Source organism: Sphingobacterium anhuiense, assembly GCF_042686355.1.
In the GTDB taxonomy this organism is placed as follows: Bacteria; Bacteroidota; Bacteroidia; order Sphingobacteriales; family Sphingobacteriaceae; genus Sphingobacterium; species Sphingobacterium anhuiense.
Map to the genome: position 1 here is coordinate 128,240 of NZ_JBHUPE010000003.1, position 19,265 is coordinate 147,504.

At 37.7% G+C, this 19,265-nt stretch carries 15 protein-coding genes; 12 read left to right on the forward strand and 3 right to left on the reverse strand.

From position 1 onward, the window contains the following. Positions 1-123: 123 nt before the first annotated feature. Positions 124-1,581 carry a glutamate synthase subunit beta gene (locus ACFS6I_RS04965; protein ID WP_380918577.1) on the reverse strand — a complete coding sequence of 486 codons (1,458 nt, stop codon included), beginning with the start codon at positions 1,579-1,581 and terminating at the stop codon, positions 124-126. A gap of 15 nt (positions 1,582-1,596) precedes the next feature. Beyond that, the gene (gltB, locus tag ACFS6I_RS04970; RefSeq protein WP_132772377.1) at positions 1,597-6,111 is read right to left on the reverse strand and encodes a glutamate synthase large subunit; all 4,515 of its coding nucleotides are present in this window, start codon (positions 6,109-6,111) and stop codon (positions 1,597-1,599) included. Between the two features lie 890 nt (positions 6,112-7,001). Here gltB and ACFS6I_RS04975 point away from each other — a divergent pair. The 7 genes from ACFS6I_RS04975 (at position 7,002) to ACFS6I_RS05005 (ending at position 12,994) form a co-directional block, all read left to right on the forward strand. Beyond that, complete coding sequence (locus tag ACFS6I_RS04975) at positions 7,002-8,099, forward strand: mandelate racemase/muconate lactonizing enzyme family protein (protein WP_380918579.1); 1,098 nt, start codon at positions 7,002-7,004, stop codon at positions 8,097-8,099. Positions 8,100-8,232: 133 nt separating this feature from the next. Continuing rightward, entirely contained in the window at positions 8,233-9,213 is a 981-nt protein-coding gene (locus ACFS6I_RS04980; RefSeq protein WP_021188785.1) for a deoxyhypusine synthase family protein, read from the forward strand. Positions 9,214-9,220: 7 nt separating this feature from the next. Continuing rightward, complete coding sequence (locus tag ACFS6I_RS04985; protein WP_168128248.1) at positions 9,221-9,778, forward strand: hypothetical protein; 558 nt, start codon at positions 9,221-9,223, stop codon at positions 9,776-9,778. 67 nt (positions 9,779-9,845) lie between these two features. Beyond that, positions 9,846-10,418 carry a non-canonical purine NTP diphosphatase gene (locus tag ACFS6I_RS04990; protein ID WP_132772372.1) on the forward strand — a complete coding sequence of 191 codons (573 nt, stop codon included), beginning with the start codon at positions 9,846-9,848 and terminating at the stop codon, positions 10,416-10,418. Positions 10,419-10,420: 2 nt separating this feature from the next. Next, positions 10,421-11,386, forward strand: coding sequence for a glycosyl transferase family 90 (locus tag ACFS6I_RS04995; RefSeq protein WP_380918582.1), 966 nt, complete (start codon positions 10,421-10,423; stop codon positions 11,384-11,386). A 130-nt stretch (positions 11,387-11,516) separates the two neighbouring features. Beyond that, the gene (locus ACFS6I_RS05000; RefSeq protein ID WP_380918584.1) at positions 11,517-12,335 is read left to right on the forward strand and encodes a helix-turn-helix domain-containing protein; all 819 of its coding nucleotides are present in this window, start codon (positions 11,517-11,519) and stop codon (positions 12,333-12,335) included. Positions 12,336-12,415: 80 nt separating this feature from the next. Next, a complete protein-coding gene (locus ACFS6I_RS05005; protein ID WP_380918586.1) occupies positions 12,416-12,994 on the forward strand; it encodes a DUF417 family protein in 579 nt (192 codons plus the stop codon). A gap of 74 nt (positions 12,995-13,068) precedes the next feature. Here the strand turns inward: ACFS6I_RS05005 and ACFS6I_RS05010 are convergent, their stop codons facing one another. Further along, the gene (locus ACFS6I_RS05010) at positions 13,069-15,441 is read right to left on the reverse strand and encodes an OstA-like protein (RefSeq protein ID WP_380918587.1); all 2,373 of its coding nucleotides are present in this window, start codon (positions 15,439-15,441) and stop codon (positions 13,069-13,071) included. 127 nt (positions 15,442-15,568) lie between these two features. Here ACFS6I_RS05010 and tilS point away from each other — a divergent pair, with 127 nt between their 5' ends. The 5 genes from tilS to ACFS6I_RS05035 all read left to right on the forward strand — a co-directional run bounded on the left by tilS (position 15,569) and on the right by ACFS6I_RS05035 (position 19,264). Continuing rightward, positions 15,569-16,894: a tRNA lysidine(34) synthetase TilS gene (gene tilS, locus ACFS6I_RS05015; RefSeq protein WP_380918588.1), complete on the forward strand. Its 1,326-nt coding sequence runs from the start codon at positions 15,569-15,571 to the stop codon at positions 16,892-16,894. Position 16,895: 1 nt separating this feature from the next. Then, entirely contained in the window at positions 16,896-17,390 is a 495-nt protein-coding gene (locus ACFS6I_RS05020) for a hypothetical protein (protein ID WP_380918590.1), read from the forward strand. A gap of 92 nt (positions 17,391-17,482) precedes the next feature. Next, on the forward strand, positions 17,483-17,806 hold the full coding sequence (locus ACFS6I_RS05025; protein WP_021188792.1) for a DUF4834 family protein: 324 nt from the start codon (positions 17,483-17,485) through the stop codon (positions 17,804-17,806). 35 nt (positions 17,807-17,841) lie between these two features. Next, positions 17,842-18,945 (forward strand): DNA replication/repair protein RecF, encoded by a 1,104-nt coding sequence (gene recF, locus ACFS6I_RS05030; RefSeq protein WP_021188793.1) that lies wholly within the window; start codon positions 17,842-17,844, stop codon positions 18,943-18,945. Further along, the gene (locus ACFS6I_RS05035; RefSeq protein ID WP_021188794.1) at positions 18,938-19,264 is read left to right on the forward strand and encodes a DUF721 domain-containing protein; all 327 of its coding nucleotides are present in this window, start codon (positions 18,938-18,940) and stop codon (positions 19,262-19,264) included. Before recF ends, ACFS6I_RS05035 begins: the two co-directional genes overlap by 8 nt. Position 19,265: the final 1 nt, after the last annotated feature.

Here is a 19,265-nt window from a genome sequence, read left to right on the forward strand (position 1 = left end):
GGTCCATATGCTACTCATTTTTGAGATGAAATAACCGGATGAGTCAGTGACAGGAAGTGCTATAAAAGAATAAACCCCGTAAATATATTTACGGGGCTCATTCTTTTCTATTTAGGATTGGTATTAAGCATATTGATGAATCGCTTCTTTGCTTTCAAGCTCCGAATGCCCCATTAGGAATTCGTCTACTTTTCTAGCACACTCACGGCCTTCTGATATCGCCCATACAACTAATGATTGTCCTTTCCTACAATCTCCAGCTGTAAAAATCTTATCTACCGAAGTCTGGTAAGCTTTATCTGTCGCAACTATATTTCCTCGGCTATCGACTTGAACACCCAGTTTTTCTGGCAATTGTTGCTCTGTATGTTGATAACCGACAGCTAAAAGAACAAGATCGGCCGGAATTTCTTTAGGCTCTGATTGACCTAATTTTGTTCTTCTACCGAAATCATCTACTTCGTATTCGACCTCTATGATCTGAACAGCTTTGACATTTCCATGGTCATCACTTATGAAGGCTTTTGTTTCGGTCGCCCAAAGTCGGTCACAACCTTCTTCTTGTGATGATGAAGTGTTGAAAGTGATTTTATCTGATGGCCATGGATTATTCTTTAATCTTTCCTTTGAAGGGATGGGTTTACGTGCGATCTGGGTAATGCTCTGTGCCAGTTGTCGATTGGAAGTACCGATACAATCCGATCCAGTATCACCGTCACCGACTACGACTACATGTTTTCCTTGGGCGATGATGTGCTCTTCCGTGTATTCAATACCACTCACTTTTTTATTCTGCTGTTTCAGAAAATCCATCGCGAAATGAACACCCTTTAATTCTTTTCCAGGAATATCCAAATGCCAAGGAACAGTTGAGCCTGTTGCTAAAATAACAGCATCAAAAGAAAGTAACTCATGGGTGGAAATGTTTTTGCCAACCTCAGCGTTTACGTTAAATTTAATACCTGATTCCTGCATCACCGAAATCCGGCGGTCAATAATTTTCTTGTCTAATTTAAAATCTGGAATACCATAACGGAGTAAGCCTCCCAATTGATCATCACGTTCAAAAACGACAACGTCATGACCAGCTTTATTTAATTGTGCGGCTGCAGCTAAACCCGCAGGTCCTGATCCAACAATAGCAACTCTTTTATCTGTTTTAATATAGCTTTTGTTAGGTTTTACATAACCTTTATTGAAAGCAATTTCAATAATATGTTTTTCAATTTCTTCAATGGTAATAGGAGAACTGTGTATACCCAATACACATGCCGATTCACATGGAGCCGGACAAATTCTTCCCGTAAATTCGGGAAAGTTATTTGTTGAGGTCAATATGTTGTATGCATCTTCCCATTTTCCATCGTAAACGGCATCATTAAACTCAGGTATTACATTGCCCAAAGGACATCCTGAGTGACAAAATGGAATACCGCAGTCCATACATCGCGCGGCCTGTGTATGCAGTTGACTATCTGTGTAACCCTTGTTGAATTCCTGAAAATTCTGTATTCTGTAAGCTACCGGTTCTTTTTGCGGAAGCTCACGATCGTATTCTTTAAATCCTGTTATTTTTCCCATGATTTTTCCTCCTGATTATGCTTCAACTAATTTTGTACGTAATACCTGTTTGTATTCTTTTGGAAATACTTTGATAAAGCTGTTTTTCTCAGCAGTCCAGTTTTCGAGGATATGTTGTGCAATTTTGCTGTTTGTGAGTAAAATATGTCTTTTTAGCAATGCAATAATTGCGGTTTCATCTTCTTGTTCCAATGGATCAAGATCTACCATTTCAGTATTGCAATTGTCTCTAAATGTTCCCTGCTTATCATAGATCCACGCGATACCACCACTCATACCAGCGCCGAAATTTCTTCCAGTTGCTCCTAAGATAAGTGCACGTCCGCCGGTCATGTATTCACAACCATGGTCGCCAAGACCTTCTACTACTGCTGTAGCACCGGAATTACGAACAGCAAAACGTTCGCCGGCTTGTCCATTAATAAAGAGATGTCCCGATGTAGCACCAAATAGAGCAACATTACCGATGATGATATTTTCATGTGGTATCAATTTACTTTCTGCTTTCGGATAGATCGCTAATTGTGCGCCAGATAAACCTTTACCAACATAATCATTTGCTTCACCTTCTAATTCAAATGATAGTCCTTTTGTTGAGAATGCACCAAAACTTTGTCCCGCAGAACCTTCAAATTTGTAATTGATGGTATTATCAGGTAAGCCTTCGGATCCGTATAGTTTAGAAATCTCATTCGACAATAGCGTACCGATGGTACGATCCGTATTTTTAACCGTGAAAGTTCCAAAAACTGGAGTTTTGCTTTCTAAGGCATGTTTCGCTTGTTTCAATAATCCCCAGTCTAAGATCATACCCATGCCGTGATCTTGTTCTTCAGTATTGTAAAGAGACTGATTAGGATCGTTGGGCTCAACATATAATATCCCTGAGAAATCAATTTTGGAAGCTTTCCAATGATCTATGTTCTCACGTTTTTTAAGGAACTGTGCTTTTCCTACCATTTCATTGATGGTACGGAAACCCAATTCTGCCATGGTCTCTCTGATTTCTTCGGCCATGAAGCGGAATAGGTTAACAATGTCCTCAGGTTTACCGGTGAATAGTTTTCTTAATTCTGGATCTTGTGTGGCTACACCTACTGGACAGGTATTCAAGTGACACTTACGCATCATGATACATCCACCAGCAATAAGCGCAGCAGTTGATACACCCCATTCTTCAGCACCTAATAAGGTTGCGACAACGATGTCACGTCCAGTTTTTACCTGTCCATCTGCTTGTAGTACGATACGGCTTCTAAGTTTGTTTTTCACCAAAGTTTGGTGTGCTTCTGCTAATCCCAATTCCCAAGGTAGACCTGCGTGCTTTGTCGAACTGATCGGAGAAGCTCCTGTTCCGCCGTCAAATCCTGCTATCAGAATAACGTCGGCATGTGCTTTTGCAACACCCGCAGCAATAGTTCCAACACCCGCTTTTGAAACGAGTTTGACATTGATACGTGCAGCACGGTTTGCATTTTTTAAATCAAAGATTAATTGTGCTAAATCTTCAATCGAATAGATGTCATGATGTGGCGGTGGGGAAATTAACCCTACACCTGGCGTTGAATGTCTTGTTTTGGCAATCCATTCATTAACCTTAGGTCCAGGAAGCTGACCGCCCTCTCCAGGTTTAGCGCCTTGAGCCATCTTGATCTGTATTTCGTCTGCCTGTGTCAGATAGTTGGATGTAACGCCAAACCTTGCGGATGCTACTTGTTTGATTGCAGAACGCATCGAATCACCATTAGGAAGAGGCTGATAACGGAGCTCATCTTCACCACCTTCTCCAGTATTTGATTTTGCACCGATGCGGTTCATCGCAATTGCCAGTGTGCTGTGTGCTTCATGTGAAATAGAACCAAATGACATCGCACCTGTGGCAAAGCGTTTTAAAATATCACTAGCTGGTTCTACTTCCTCTAAAGGAATTGCTGTTCTATGTTTAGCAAAATCTAATAAACCACGCAGGGTGAACATCTGTTCTTTTTGGTTGTTTATTTTTTCCGCATATCTTTTATAAGTAGCATAGTCGTCATTGCGACAAGCCTGTTGAAGAAGATGTACAGTATCAGGGTTCCAAAGATGTCCTTCACCTCTTCGTTTCCATTGGTAAAGACCACCTTCAGGAAGCAATGTTTGTGGAGTACGGCTTTCTTTGAAATTCACCCAGTGTTTTGTCAGTACTTCCTGTGCAATATCGTCCAAGTTTAAGCCCCCGATACGGGATACAGCACCGCAAAAATATTTGTCTACAACAGTTTTATCTAAACCTAATACTTCAAAGATTTGTGCACCATGATACGACTGCAGGGTCGATATTCCCATTTTTGAAAATATCTTTAATAATCCTGCATTTACTGCCTTTACGTAGTTTTTGGAAAGTTCAGGCCATGTTAATTCGGTTTCGATTTTACTTTGTTCTTTCATCGTACGAATACTCGCAAGCGCCATGTAAGGATTGATTGCAGTGGCACCAAATGCAAGTAAACATGCGAAATGATGAACTTCCCAAGCATCTCCAGCTTCTACAACAAGACCGACAGCACCACGGTTTCCTGTTTTGATTAAATGGTGATGTACTGCAGATACTGCTAATATGGACGGGATAGGAGCATGTTGTGAATCAATGGCACGGTCTGAAAGTATCAATACTTCGAAGCCATCACGTACAGCATCATCTGCATAACGGCAAAGGCGTTCTAATCCAGCTTCCAGAGAACCATTTTGACCATCTGCTCGGAAATAAGATTGTAAAGTTTTTGCCTGAAATACACCCGTGTCTATTGACCGTAGCTTTTCTAATTCTTTCGAGGTCAATATCGGATGTTCAAGCGTAACGCAGTGACAGAATTTTTTATCTTCAATGAGTATGTTACCTGCATTTCCAATGAATGTTGCTAGACTCATGACCAAACGCTCTCTTATTGGATCAATAGGAGGGTTTGTGACTTGAGCAAAAAACTGCTTAAAGTAACTGGATAAGTGTTGCGGTTGATCGGAAAGTATAGCTAATGGTACATCAGACCCCATGGAACCTGTTGGCTCATACCCGGTCAGTGCCATTGGTGTTAGAATTGTTTCTAAGTCTTCTCTCGAATATCCGAAAGTCTGCTGATACTTAAATACCGATTCTTTAGACAGATAGGTATAGGTAACACGAGGCTCAGCCAATTCTGTTAATTTTATTTTATAACTGTCTAACCAATCGCCATAAGGCTGTTGACGTATTAAGTCGCCTTTTACCTCTTCGTCAGATAAAATTTTACCTTGTTCCATATCGACCAAGAAAATTTTACCAGCTTGTTGTCTTCCTTTTTTGATGATCGTTGATTCATCAATAGGAAGTGCGCCTGCCTCTGAAGCAACGATAACACGATGATCTGAAGTAATAGCATAGCGTAAAGGACGCAATCCGTTTCGATCTAGGGTTGCACCAATGGACTTGCCATCAGTAAAACAAAGAGCAGCTGGACCATCCCAAGGCTCCATTAATGTGGCGTGGTACTCATAAAATGCTCGTTTTAATGGATCCATTTGTGTATTGCCATCCCAAGCCTCAGGGACCAGCATCAGCATCACATGGGAAAGGCTGCGGCCACTGTGTAATAAAAGTTCTGCAACATTGTCTAAACATGCGGAATCAGATTGACCACGGTCTACAACAGGTAATAAGATCTCCATCTCTTCTTCTGTAAAATAAGGAGACGAAAGCGCACGCATGCCTGCGTAAAACCAGTTCAGATTTCCTGTTAATGTGTTGATCTCACCATTATGCGCTAACATACGGAAAGGCTGTGCTAAAGACCAGGAAGGGAAAGTATTGGTTGAAAAGCGAGAGTGTACTAATCCAAATGCAGAAACAACTCTTGGATCGCGAAGGTCTTTAAAATAAGTGCCAACTTGGTAAGTTGTCAACTGACCTTTATAAATAATTGTTTTGCAAGATAGGGAAGCGAAGTAAAGCGGTAGTGGGTATTCTTGATATTGTTTGATTTTTTGGATAATCAAACGTCTGAGGACAAATAATTTGCGTTCAAATTCTTCAGTGTTATGTACGGTCTCGGGTCTGTCGATAAAGAATTGAACTATTTCGGGTTCAGCGCTTAATGCTGTCGGGCCTATACCTGCTCTACTTACTGGTACATCCCGAAATCCAAGGAATTTCATATCCCTTTCAGTAGCCGCTTCTTGTATAACTGTTCTGCAAATTTTGTTCATTTCAGGTTCTTTGGGTAGGAAAACCATTCCTGCTCCATAATATCCTGGTTCTTTAAGTTGTATACCTAGGTTAATACATTCTTCCCAAAGAAACTCATGTGGTAATTGGATCATAATACCTGCGCCATCTCCACTCTCTGGATCACAGCCACAAGCACCACGATGCTCCATATTTTCTAACATGGTCAAGGCATCTTTTACCTGTGCATGTGATTTTATTCCTTTAATATGCGCTACAAAACCAACCCCACAGGCGTCATGCTCAAAACTCGGGTCGTATAGCCCTTGCTGATTTGTGTTACTTTCAATCATCTTCCTATTCAATTATTACTTTGCTAATATATGAATAAAAACATAAAAATATTATAGATTTTATAAATTATTTTAAATAAGCTTATGTTATTTGTAAATAAAAAGTCTTTTATTGCTGATATTGTATTTTGTAAGAGCTTTGGGATTTGTTTTTTGAATGAGCATTTTAGGTGTTGTAATAAAAGGATTTGTATCATCTTAATGATTGGTGAAGCAGTTTTTAAAGCGGGTTTATCATGATTATCTGCCTTTTAATCGATTAGAGTATGCTTCACTCTTTATTCGCACTTTGTTCGGGAAGCCTTCGGTAAAGCTCTACCTTTCGTCTTCCGTTTGTCTACTGTTTCAGTAAAGGCGGGGTATAGGATGGGTATAGGATGAGTATAAGCAAGACGAATCCTTTTCGAACCTTTTGCGAACGAAGGGCGAAATCAACTCTTACTTTATTCAATTGTGAATGACTGCCGTTTGACTTAAGTTCGAGTTTGCTAGGGGAGAGATAGGAGACAAGCCCCACAGTTGTTCGTGGTTTATTCGGTAGGTGTTCGCCACCCGGCTGAATACCTGCCGAATAATAGTCGAAGGGTACTCGAACCAGACTCGAAGAGTTGTCCTGCCAATGCCCTAGCAATGTCGGAGTAAGGCGAAATAACGTATGCACTTGTATGGACTTTTACGGACTTCCATGGACTTTCACGGACTTTCTTTTACGCATTGTATTCCGATCTCAATAAGAAGTCGATCGGAGACAGGTTCTTAAAAAATAATAGATTTCAGCATATAACTAATTCTGGAACGGATAAGCTTTGCGCTATATTTTAGATATTCTTTATCTATCTTAGCTTTTGTTATTTTCGCTGTGAGGTAGGAAATACATAATAGTTTAAACCATGAAAATCACTGAAATAGAAATTTATAGATTAAGCATTCCTATGGAGCCTTTTGTCATTGCAACAGGCACTATGGATTTTGCACAGAACACCTTTATTCGGATTCGTACGGATACCGAAATCGTTGGGGTTGGTGAATGTTCTGCCTTTCCTATGATTGTTGGGGAAACCCAGGACACCTGTTTAGTGATAGCGCGTGACTTTGCGAAGTTATGGAAAGGTAAAGACCCTTTAAATATAGAGGAGCGTCTCGCAGAGCTAAATATGTATATAGCCGGCAATACAACAATAAAATCTGCATTTGATATGGCTTTATATGATATTGCATCAAAAAATGCAGGAGTTCCGTTATATCAATTTTTAAAAGGTATTCCACGAGAGATCGTAACTGATATCACTTTAGGTATCGCCAGTCCGGAAGAAATGGCAGCTAAGGCAAAAGAGTTGTATCGTGCAGGGGCTGTGATGTTGAAAGTGAAATTGGGCAAGGATCCTAAGACGGATATCGCAAGGATTCGAGAAATCCGTAAAGCGGTTGGCTTTGATATGCCGATTCGTATTGATGCAAATCAAGGATGGACATACGAAGGTGCTGTAGAAGCTTTGCAGGGACTGGAACCTTTTAAGATTCAGTTTTGTGAACAGCCTATGCGTACTTATTTAGATCATTTGCTTCCTGAACTTCGTACTGAAACAACGGTTCTGATCATGGCAGATGAATCTGTTTATAGCCATCATGATGCGGAACGCTTGTGTCGTGCAGATGCCTGTGACTATATTAACATTAAATTTTCAAAATCAGGAGGCATTCATGAGGCATTAAAAATCGCCGCAATAGCAGCTGAATTTAATATTCCCTGTATGATAGGGGGGATGCTTGAAAGTCGATTGGCTTTAGCCGCGAAAGTTCATTTTGCTTATGCAGCGTCGAATGTGAAGTTTTATGATTTGGATACTTGTATGGTCGGCCATCTAGAGGATCCTGTTGTCGGTGGTATTCAATATAAAGGATATCATATTCATCTTTCGGATCTTCCGGGTATTGGTGCTGATATTAACCAGGAATTTTTGGATTCCTGTGAGCGATGGGTAATTTAAGATTGCAAATATTTTTTAACATTTGTTAAAAAATGCTTGAATAGCATGCTGTTTGGCAGACCTCCAAGCTTAAAATAAATAATATTCAGTACCTTTGCTACACTTATTATTTTATTAAAAGTAACAAAATATTATGAGTACACAAAAAGGTCCTATTTCTCAGTTTATTGAGGAAAATTACCTTCACTTCAATGCTGCGGCATTGGTGGATGCAGCTAAAGGTTATGAGGCTCATCTATTAGAAGGTGGTAAAATGTTAATTTCTTTAGGTGGTGCAATGAGTACTGCTGAATTGGGAATTTCTTTGGCTGAAATGATTCGTCAAGATAAAGTACATATCATCTCATGTACAGGTGCTAACCTGGAGGAGGATGTTATGAATTTAGTAGCACACTCACATTACAAGCGTGTTCCTAACTATCGTGACTTGACTCCAGAGCAAGAAAGAGAGTTATTAGATCAACATTATAATCGTGTTACAGATACTTGTATTCCTGAAGAGGAAGCATTCCGTCGTTTACAGAAACATTTGGAAGATGTATGGCATGCTGCTGAAGCAAAAGGCGAGCGTTATCTACCACACGAGTTTTTATACCAGGTGGTTAATTCTGGAGTGTTGGAACAATACTACGAAATTGATCCTAAAAACTCTTGGATTGTTGCTGCTGCAGAGAAAAACTTGCCTATCGTTTGTCCAGGATGGGAAGATTCAACGACAGGTAACATCTTTACTTCTAATGTAATCAAAGGTAAATTAAATGTTCATACAGTGAAATCTGGTATCGAATATATGATTTACTTAACAGAGTGGTATCGTGCTAACTCTTCTGGTAAGGGTGTGGGTTTCTTCCAAATAGGTGGTGGTATCTCTGGTGATTTTCCTATTTGTGTTGTTCCGATGATGTACCAAGATCTAGAGTGGGAAGATGTTCCTTTCTGGTCTTACTTCTGTCAGATCTCTGATTCAACAACATCTTACGGTTCTTACTCTGGTGCTGTTCCAAATGAAAAAATCACTTGGGGTAAATTAGATATCGATACACCTAAATTCGTAGTTGAGTCTGATGCAACTATTGTTGCTCCTTTGATTTTCTCTTATATTTTGGGTAAATAATAAGAATATGTCGAATTTACTGACTACAGACCCCATTGCTTTACAGGCATTCATGTCCGAGACTATATTCGCGACGGCCGATGCTGTAGAAGCTTTTTCGGGTCAGTCTGAATCGGTATCTTCACCTTTAAATCCTCAACAGGTTACTGCTCATCAGGAATCTGTTGAGGAATTTATATATCAAGGCTCTAAAGCAAAAGGAATTCTGTTTATCTTAAGATATCCTGCTTATCCTTACTTTTCTCCGGAAGCAGAGGAGGCATTTGTAAAGACAATTGGGGCGCTTAAGCTAACAGTTGCTGATGTTGCGGTTGTTAATTTAGCCAATGCGCATAATCCAAATGACTTTAAGCGAATCATGTCATTTTTCACTCCTAAAAAGATTATTCTTCTAGGCGTTGAGCCTTTATCATTAAAGTTGCCTGAGATTGCGCATAACTCTTATATGCACGGTCGTATTGCGACAGTCTTTAATACCTACAGTTTTGAAGAGATGTTTGCAGATATGGTTAAGAAAAAAGCTTTTTGGACTGAGTTTAAGTCATTAATTCAACATCAGAGCTAGTCTTTAGCTCGGATAATTAGCTGTTTTTTCTATTATATTTAATACATTTGAATAAAATCTTATTCGGATGATTGAACTTATTTTTGCGACTAATAATGCACATAAATTGGAAGAGGTGCAGGCTATCGTAGGAAAGAAATTCCTACTTAAATCTTTGGCTGATATTGATTGCCATGAGGATATTCCTGAAACAGGTGTTACTTTTCATGAGAATGCAAAACAGAAGACAGATTATTTAGTCAATAAATATGGATTAAATTGTTTCGGAGATGACTCTGGGTTGGAAATTGATGCATTAAATGGTGAACCAGGTGTGTATTCGGCCCGTTATTCTGGTAGCCGTGATATGGAAAAAAATATCAATTTGGTTCTGGAGAAGTTAGCAGGTATCGCTAATCGTACCGCTCGATTTAAAACAGTGATTTCACTTAACCTAAACGGTCAGCAACATTTTTTTGAAGGTAGTATTGAAGGCCACATTATTGATGAACGTAAAGGTGCGGATGGATTTGGTTATGACCCTATTTTTATACCAAATGGCTATAGTAAAACATTTGCGGAAATGACTGCAGACGAGAAAAATAGTATCAGTCACCGGGCAGTCGCTGTTCAGAAATTAGCAGCGTTTTTGAGTAATTAGAAATGAATATAAAACGAATATTTTTTAAGAATAAGAATTTTAAGTTTGGATATTATGTGAAAGCGAGTTTCCGGGAATATTCATTTTTGCCTTTGTTTCGATCCAAAAGAGTAGCAATGATCAACAATCTTTCTTCTTATGACCAGGCTATTGTTGATCGTCTGGCTTATTACAATAAGCTAGATGAAATTCAAACAGTGGGAGAGGGTGCTTGCTACTTAAAGGATATGAAGAGACCTAAAAAAGGTTCGGTTTATTATTTTGATCTGAAAGAATATTTACGATATTTTGACGGTGATCTTCGAATAGATATGATTCCAGGTGATGTTGTTGATATTCCCAAAACACCTGCAATTGTGAAAAGCAGACCTATTGGAGGAAATAACTGCAATTCAGTATTGCTAAATATGGATAAAGTCAGGCATTTTAATTTTATCAAAGATGAGATTGTTTTTCGAGATAAAAAAAATATGTTGTTGGGACGCGCTACAGTTCAACAAGAGCACAGAAGCCGTTTTTTTCAGATCTATTTTGATCATCCTCTGTGCGATTTAGGAGATGTCTCTAAAAAGAATCAACATAAAGGCTGGTATAAACCTGCGATTTCAATAACAGAACATTTACATTATAAATTTATACTGGCCTTAGAAGGAAATGATGTGGCGACCAATTTGAAATGGGTGATGTCATCAAATTCTATTGCCGTAATGCCAATTCCAAAGTTTGAAACATGGTTTATGGAAGGGTTATTGATCCCTGATTATCATTATATACATATCCAAGATGATTATTCGGATTTAGAAGTGAAATTAAATTATTATATCGAAAATCCGGAAAAGGCAGAAGAAATCATTAAGAATGCACATCAGTTTGTGAAACGGTTTGAAAATCAGATGGTAGAAGATCTGGTTTCTGTCCTAGTATTAGAAAAGTTTTTTATAAAAACTGGTCAAAGAGCAGTATTATAGCAGTGAGTGTTACTTTTCAATTTAGCCAGCTGTAAATCGATGTTACTTTAATTAAGCGAACGCTAGAATAGTCTATTTTATTTTTTTTCAAAGTAGATTATAATGGAGCTAAAAATTTAGGAGAAAAACTATGTTAATCGATATTCAGCATCTTCATACATCTTCGCTCGAAGATGATTTTCAATCGGCTTTATATCAGATTTTTATGCTCGAAAATCCGGCGAAATTTTCGGTTGATTTTTCAAATTATTCCAGCGCGGCTTATAGTTTGGTTTTTTTATCTCCTTATCAACATTTCCAGTGGCAGGGGCTAGCACCGACTTCCATTATTAAATTGGAGTTCCATGGTGATTTTTACTGCATTGAATATCATAAAAAGGAAGTTGCTTGCAATGGTTTATTATTTAACAATATCTACTTAACACCATTTGTGACTATTTCTCCGATTTTATTTACTGAAATAAAAACAATTTTTAATAAAATTGAAGTGGAGAAGGATGGAACAAGTCCATTTTCTGAATCTGTATTAAAATCTTATCTACAACTTGTTTTGGCCCTTTGTAGTAAGGAAAAATCTCTTCAGCTTGTTCATACTGGTGTTTATCAGAACGAATTGACAGTTAGTCTAAAATTTCAAGAATTATTGGAGTCTGCTTTTCTTTTCGAGAGATCGGTGCAATTTTATGCACATGAACTTGCTCTTGGAGTAGATTCATTCAGCAAAAAGGTTAAAAAAGAATTGGGAAAATCTCCTTCCCAATTGATCCAGGATCGTGTTGTTCTTGAAGCAAAAAAAATGTTGCATCTGACATATTTATCTGTCAAAGAAATAGCGGCAAAGCTTCAATTTGAAGATGAGTTTTACTTTAGCAGGTATTTTAAGAAGAATGTTGGTGTTTCTCCTTCAGGTTTTCGAGAGCGTGTAGGGATCTCCATTGTGGCTAAATAATCTATTGAATTTACCGATTTGTCCATGTCATAGCTGATTTATTAAATGGAAATTTGTAGCTATATCAAATATAGACAACTATGTACAGATTTATTTCTTTTCTAGCAGGACTACAAAATCAATTTATTAATTTTTTACGTTTTGCAGTCTTTCTTGTGATGGCATGGATAGGTGGTTTAAAGGCATTTCAGTACGAAGCTGATGGTATTGTTCCTTTTGTAGCCAATAGTCCTGTTATGTCTTTTTTTTACAGCAAGAAGGCACCAGAGTATCAGCAGTATAAAAATCCTGAAGGTAAAACTGTTCAAAAAAATGTGGATTGGCATAATGAAAATAGGACATATTTATTTTCTTATGGCTTGGGAGCGGTTATTGTCGGAATTGGATTTTTTGTTTTATTGGGTATATGGTTTCCGAAAATAGGATTGCTTAGTGGTGTTTTGACATTTGGGATGTCCCTCGTGACTTTATCATTCTTGATTACCACGCCAGAAACATTTGTGCCAAATTTAGGTGGTGATTTTCCGACACCTCACTATGGATTTCCCTACCTTTCCGCAGCAGGGCGTTTGGTTATAAAAGATATTATTATGTTGGCAGCAGGTCTTGTGATCGCAGCGGATAGTGCTAAGCGCTTGTTGGTTTCCGAAAGAGGTTAACTAATTTATTTGAAAATCATCAACAATGCAACATTATTTATATGCCGCATCGTTGATGATCTTTTAATTACATCTTACTTTTTGATCGGTTCTTTATTTGGAGAAACTGCTTTAATAAGAGTGCTATCTTGTACGGCCTGCAATTTTTCTCCTTGAGTTTTACTTTCCATTTTCTGAATTTCTCGCTTAGGAGCAGTTTGTTTTTTAACTGCTTCTGGAGTCTTTTCCTCCGGTTCGCTTTCTATATTCTTAATTGTTTTCTCTTTAGGTTTTCCCTCTTTGTTTTCGGTCTCGGGAACTTTAATCTCGTCTTTTGCTACAGATCGTTTTCTATTGAGTAAATCTTCTTTTGACTTCGGTCTATCTTCCGGCCTCCAAATAAACCCCGGTAGAAATTCTTTTTCTTGCGTTAACTGGGCAATTGGATAAACCTTACCATCAACTTTTCGAATGGAAACATACTCTTTCAATTTATTGTTTTCCATATAAATTTTAATGCGGCTGCTGCGATCATGGAATAATTCTGTTGCTACATTGGTTTCTTCATTGACGACATAAATGATGTTTTCGGCATTTCCATCGACAAACATCCGTTCTAAACTGTTTTTATCAAAGAATCCTGTTATTTTACGGCCTTTTAACTGATTGTACTTAGCTGAGTCCAAAGTTGCATTTACCATAAAAGCATTACCTACAATTAACGTATTGTCCAGTTTCTGATTCACAAATTGCAGAAAAATCGTATCACCGGATATTTGAGATTTCTCTGCCCAGATCATCGGTTTTCCCATTAGCCTGAACATAGAATCTGCCATACCATAGTAAACAGAATCTGCTACAGCTTGAAAATCGGATTTAAACATGCGCACATTATGGTATGCTTTGACAATACGGGTTTTTGCTGTGTCGGGTGGAGCCGCAGGTTTTTCTTGATTGTTTTTCGCAGCTTTAAGAGCTTTATTAAAGATCTGATCACTATAATCTGCTTTTGGAACAACTGCATTTTTTCGCAAAATACTGTCAGCCTTACTATTTTTCTCTAATTCAAAACGATTTAAATCTTTTACAACAGGTTTTGCTGTTGTTTTGTCGGTATTCGGAATTCCCTTTTTAGGCTCCTGTTTGGTTTTTTCTTTTAAGACAGCTTGCTTGTCTTTAATTTTCTTTTGAGGTGCATCGGTATTGATTTCCTTTTTTCCTAAGGTATCACCTTGCTGCTGTAAAGAATCTAAACCTGCTGTAAAATCCGTATCCGTACTATCACTATCGTCTCCATAATCTTCATCTACCTCTACATCGAGCTCACCACCGTCACGGCTTAGTTTGAAGTTTTTGGGAATATAGGTGCTTCGGATAATCATTTTTGAGAACAGGGTATCTGCAGTCATAAATATAGAATCCATCTGTACAGAGTCCTTAGGTACTACTACAGGATCTAATTTGACTAGTTTATTCTCTCCCTTGTTATCATCTTTTGAGACAACTTCTTCTTTAACCTTTTTATCTTCTTTTTCTTTCTTCTTTACCTCTTTTTTGTTGGACGGACTGGCTTTTGTATTTCCAGTATTTGTTGAATCACTTTGCGTACTATCTTTTTTGACAACAGAGATGATCAAAGGCTTGTCGGTCATTGTGATGGATTCATCCGACTGTCGATATAGTCCTTTGTCCCCATAGGCATAAAACTTATCGGTCGTGTCGACAAATACAACATTACGGATCGCTTCTCCTTCTCCGGTTCGTCGATCATAATGCAACGTATCTCCTTTTAGCATTTTACTGCCTTCGGTATATAGATTTTTCTTTGTGAAGTTTGCTACGCCGGTATTGGTATTATAATCTCCTTTTTCTGTATATAGATTTTCCCCTTTATTCCCTTTGATATTGGTAGGGGTATAGAAGTAAGTCATACTGCTAGGCGAATTATACTTCATTGAATCCGTGTATATTTTGACATTTGGTGTGCGTACCACGACTTTTTTATTGAAAAAGGCATCTTGTGTATTTTCGAAATAAGTCGCATTGGTACTCGTAATGGTATCTGTCCCACTGGTGATACGGCCGCCACCATAATAGTTTCCAACACTGCTTCTCATGTTATACTGCAAATGATTGGTCGTAAGTATGGAAGACCGACTGACCATACGGACGTTTTGCGTTAGCGTTGCATTTTGTGAAGCCGCATCGTAGTGAAGTTTATCCGCGAATATTTGAGTCCCGGTAGGCTGTGTAATGATCACATTGCTGTAAGCTTCAAAAAACTGGCGCCCTATGTCGTCTTTATGTAAATAACCGCTATCTGCAGAAAGGGTAGATCCTTTATGTTCATAGACCGGTCTGTAAAACATTGCATTGCCTGTTTTTGAATTGAGAACACTGTAAGAAGACGACAATAAACGGAGTTCATCTTGCTGTTGTGCAGATGCTAGCATGAGGCCTAGGGCCATAAATATAAAGGACAAAAAGTATTGTTTCACAGAGACAAAAATATGTATTTTAATTGAACTTGTTGATTAATGGTAATTTTTCATTTAAACAAATATATGCTCAAAAAATATACATTATCTTTGATATATGAATTTGCTGGAAAGATTAACATTTTTTATCAAAGATAATAGCCTTTTTGAGGCTGATGATAAGATCTTGTTGACAGTGAGCGGTGGACGCGATTCGATGCTTTTGACTTTTTTATTGGCAAAGGCCGGTTATCAGATAGCTATTGCTCATTGTAATTTTAAATTACGTGGTGCAGAATCTGATCTGGATGAGTGCTTGGTTCGGGATTTCGCTGAAACGCATGGTATCCCTTTCTATGTGAGGCATTTCGATACAGAGCAAATAGCTTCCGAAAGAGGAATTTCTATACAGATGGCTGCACGCGAACTGCGGTATTCCTGGTTTGAAGAATTAAGAGAAGCGTTAAGTTTTGACAAAATAGCTGTTGCACAGCATTTGAATGATCATATTGAAACGGTACTGTTAAATCTATCCCGTGGAACAGGCCTTCAAGGCCTGCAGGGCATTCAGGCAAAACGCGACCGCCTGATTCGTCCATTACTGTTTCTTAAAGCAGAGGAAGTATTGCATTATGTCCAGGAATATCAGATTCCATACCGTGATGATCAATCCAACTTTTCGACAAAATATGCCCGTAATAAAGTACGTATCGACATTATTCCGCAATTTAAAAAAATGCAACCTGATTTTGAACGTATTTTTGAACAGAACATTGCTCACTTCAAAGAAAGCTATGCTTTGTTGCAACAATTCATAACCCCCCTTCGTAATGACCTTTTTATAAAGGAACAGGAAGCTTGGATTATAGAAAAGGAAAAGCTTCGGAATCATATAACGGATCTTCCGCTGTTGTATGAATTATTTTCACCATTTTGTTTTAGTAAAAGTGTGCTGACCGATCTCCAATCGTGTTTTGATAAGGAATCCGGTCGATTGTTTCAATCTGAGGGATACGATCTGTTACTTGATCGCGATTTTTTGATTATTCGTGAAAAAGAGTATAAGCAGGAAGATGAAACGATTATTACTTCAGAAACTAAATCTGTATCTTGGAGAAATTATAGTTTTTGTTGTGATTATAGTCATGATGTTTCTATTGTTCCGGATAAGCAGATTGCAAAAATAGATGCTAATCTTCTGATTTTTCCTTTGACGCTAAGAGCTTGGAAAACGGGTGATTATTTCTATCCTTTGGGAATGACAGGACGTAAAAAATTGAGTGATCTTTTTAATAATTATAAGGTGAATGTTTTTGAAAAGGGAAATGTTCCCATTTTAATAAACGGTAACGGCGATATCATCTGGGTAGCAAACTATCAACTTGATAATCGATATAAAATAAGTGGAAATACAAATAAAGTGTTTATTTTAAGCTGTAAATAACATGATAAAAGAAGGACTTCTATATACTGAAAATCAATATTTGGGACGGGACCGTGTTTGGATAAGTGTACGTCTGGTTCTGGCCTTGTTTTGTTTTACAGCTGTTTATCTCAACATAGATCAATTACTTTCCAGCCAATTGTTTTTTTTAGTCGGAATAGCGATTATTATTACCTCTGTAGTCATGATGTATCTATTGCTGTACCGTATCGAAGTTTTTGAAGGAAAGGTGATGTTGAGTGGCTTATGGACTACGCGCTTAGTTAAAATTGAATTGAGTTCAATTGTTAAGGTAGAAAAAAAACCATTTAGTAAGTTTTTCTTCAATAATCCTGTTTATAATCTACATATTAATGGTAAGATTAAATTTTATGCAGGTGGGAAAGATGCGGTATGGTTAACAGATAAAGACGGTCTGGTATACGTAATTGGTACGCAACGTCAAGAGGAATTATTTCGTGCAATTGAGAAAGCAAAGTCCAATACGAATCCTTAAAAATTGTTAAATCGAATATACTGACATTTTTAAGACAACTGTTTTGGACGAGATTCTTTATTTTTGATTAAAATGACAACGAATATAAAGTTATGGCAGGATTATTAAAATTTTTATTGATTGCATTCGCTGTATGGTATTTAGTTAAATTCTTAATTCGATTAATATTACCATTTGCAATGCGTAAGGCTGCAGAAAAGCTTATGAAAAAAGCGCAGCAACAAGGTGGCTCTACCTATACCAATGGTGGTGGCTCGTTCCATTATGAAACATTTGGTCAAAATAATAACAGTTCGCAATCAGCTCCAAAAACAGATGGTCGTATATCGGTAGATTATGTTCCACCTAAACAAGAGTCAAAAAGAAAAGTGGCTGACAATGCTGGTGAATTTGTGGATTTTGAAGAAATAAAATAGATGAGTTGCTGCGCTAAATAGCGTATCTTTGTGCTATGTGGTTGCGTCAGCTTTCAGTTTTAAATTTTAAAAATTATTCAGAGTCTTCTTTAGAATTCCTACCGGAGGTAAATGCTTTTGCGGGGGATAATGGTGTTGGTAAAACCAATCTTTTGGATGCTATACATTATCTTTCCTTATGTAAAAGCTATTTTAATCCCATCGACTCGCAACATATTAAACAGGGCCAAGACTGGTTTATGTTGCAGGGTTCATTCGAAAAAAACGAATTTCAAGATGTTATTTCCTGTAGCATCAAACGTAATCAAAAGAAACAATTTAAGAAAAATAAAAAGGATTATCCTAGATTGGCTGATCATATTGGTCAGTTTCCTTTGGTAATGATCTCTCCTAATGATACCCTAATTATTACTGATGGCAGTGAAGAACGCCGTAAATTTATCGATAATGTCATCTCGCAGACAGATAATAAATATCTGGATACGCTTATTATATACAATAAAATCATTGCCCAGCGTAATATGCTACTAAAGCTGGCCAAACAAAGTGGGGTACTGGATCTTGGTCTAGTTGAAGTGCTAAACATGCAACTCGATGAAGTTGGTACTGTCATTTATAATAAACGTATTGCTTTTATGGCTGAATTTCAGCCGGAATTTGATCGGCATTACTTATACCTGACTGAAAATGCAGAGACTGTCCAGCTTGTCTATGAATCTCCTTTGATGGAAGATTCATTTTTGAACATTTTGGAAAAGAACCTGGAACGCGACCGGGCACTGGAGAGAACCACAGTGGGTATACATAAAGATGATCTAATTTTCACCATCCACGGAGGTATGCCCTTGAAAAAATTTGGTTCTCAGGGTCAGCAAAAATCATTTTTAATTGCACTAAAATTAGCGCAGTATTCCTTTTTTCAACAAAAGAAAGGCTTTAAACCACTATTGCTTTTGGATGATATTTTTGATAAATTGGATGATAAACGTACGCACAAACTGATGCAGATGGTATCTGATGATGAATTTGGTCAAATTTTTCTAACAGATACAGATGCAAAAAGAATTAAGCGAATTTTTGATGCGATTGCCAGTCCAGTGCGTATCTTTGACATAGCAGGAGGTGAAGTTTATGTATAATAAGAAGTATAAGGGCGGGTTGGAATATATTCGTTCGAGTGATGATATCACAATAAAAGAGGCGATTGACCGTCTTTTGGATGCTTACAAATTGAAACGTAAATTTGAAGAAACTTCTATTCTGGCAGTATGGCCAACGTTGATCGGTAAAGCTATTGCCAATCGGACAAAACAGATCTATATTAAAGACAAAAAACTCTTTGTAAAGGTCGAGTCTGCTGTAATTAAAAATGAACTTGTTTTAATGCGCAGGCAGATATTGGGACGAGTCAATGAGCATGTTGGTCACGTCATCGTTGAAGAACTTGTCGTTTTATAAT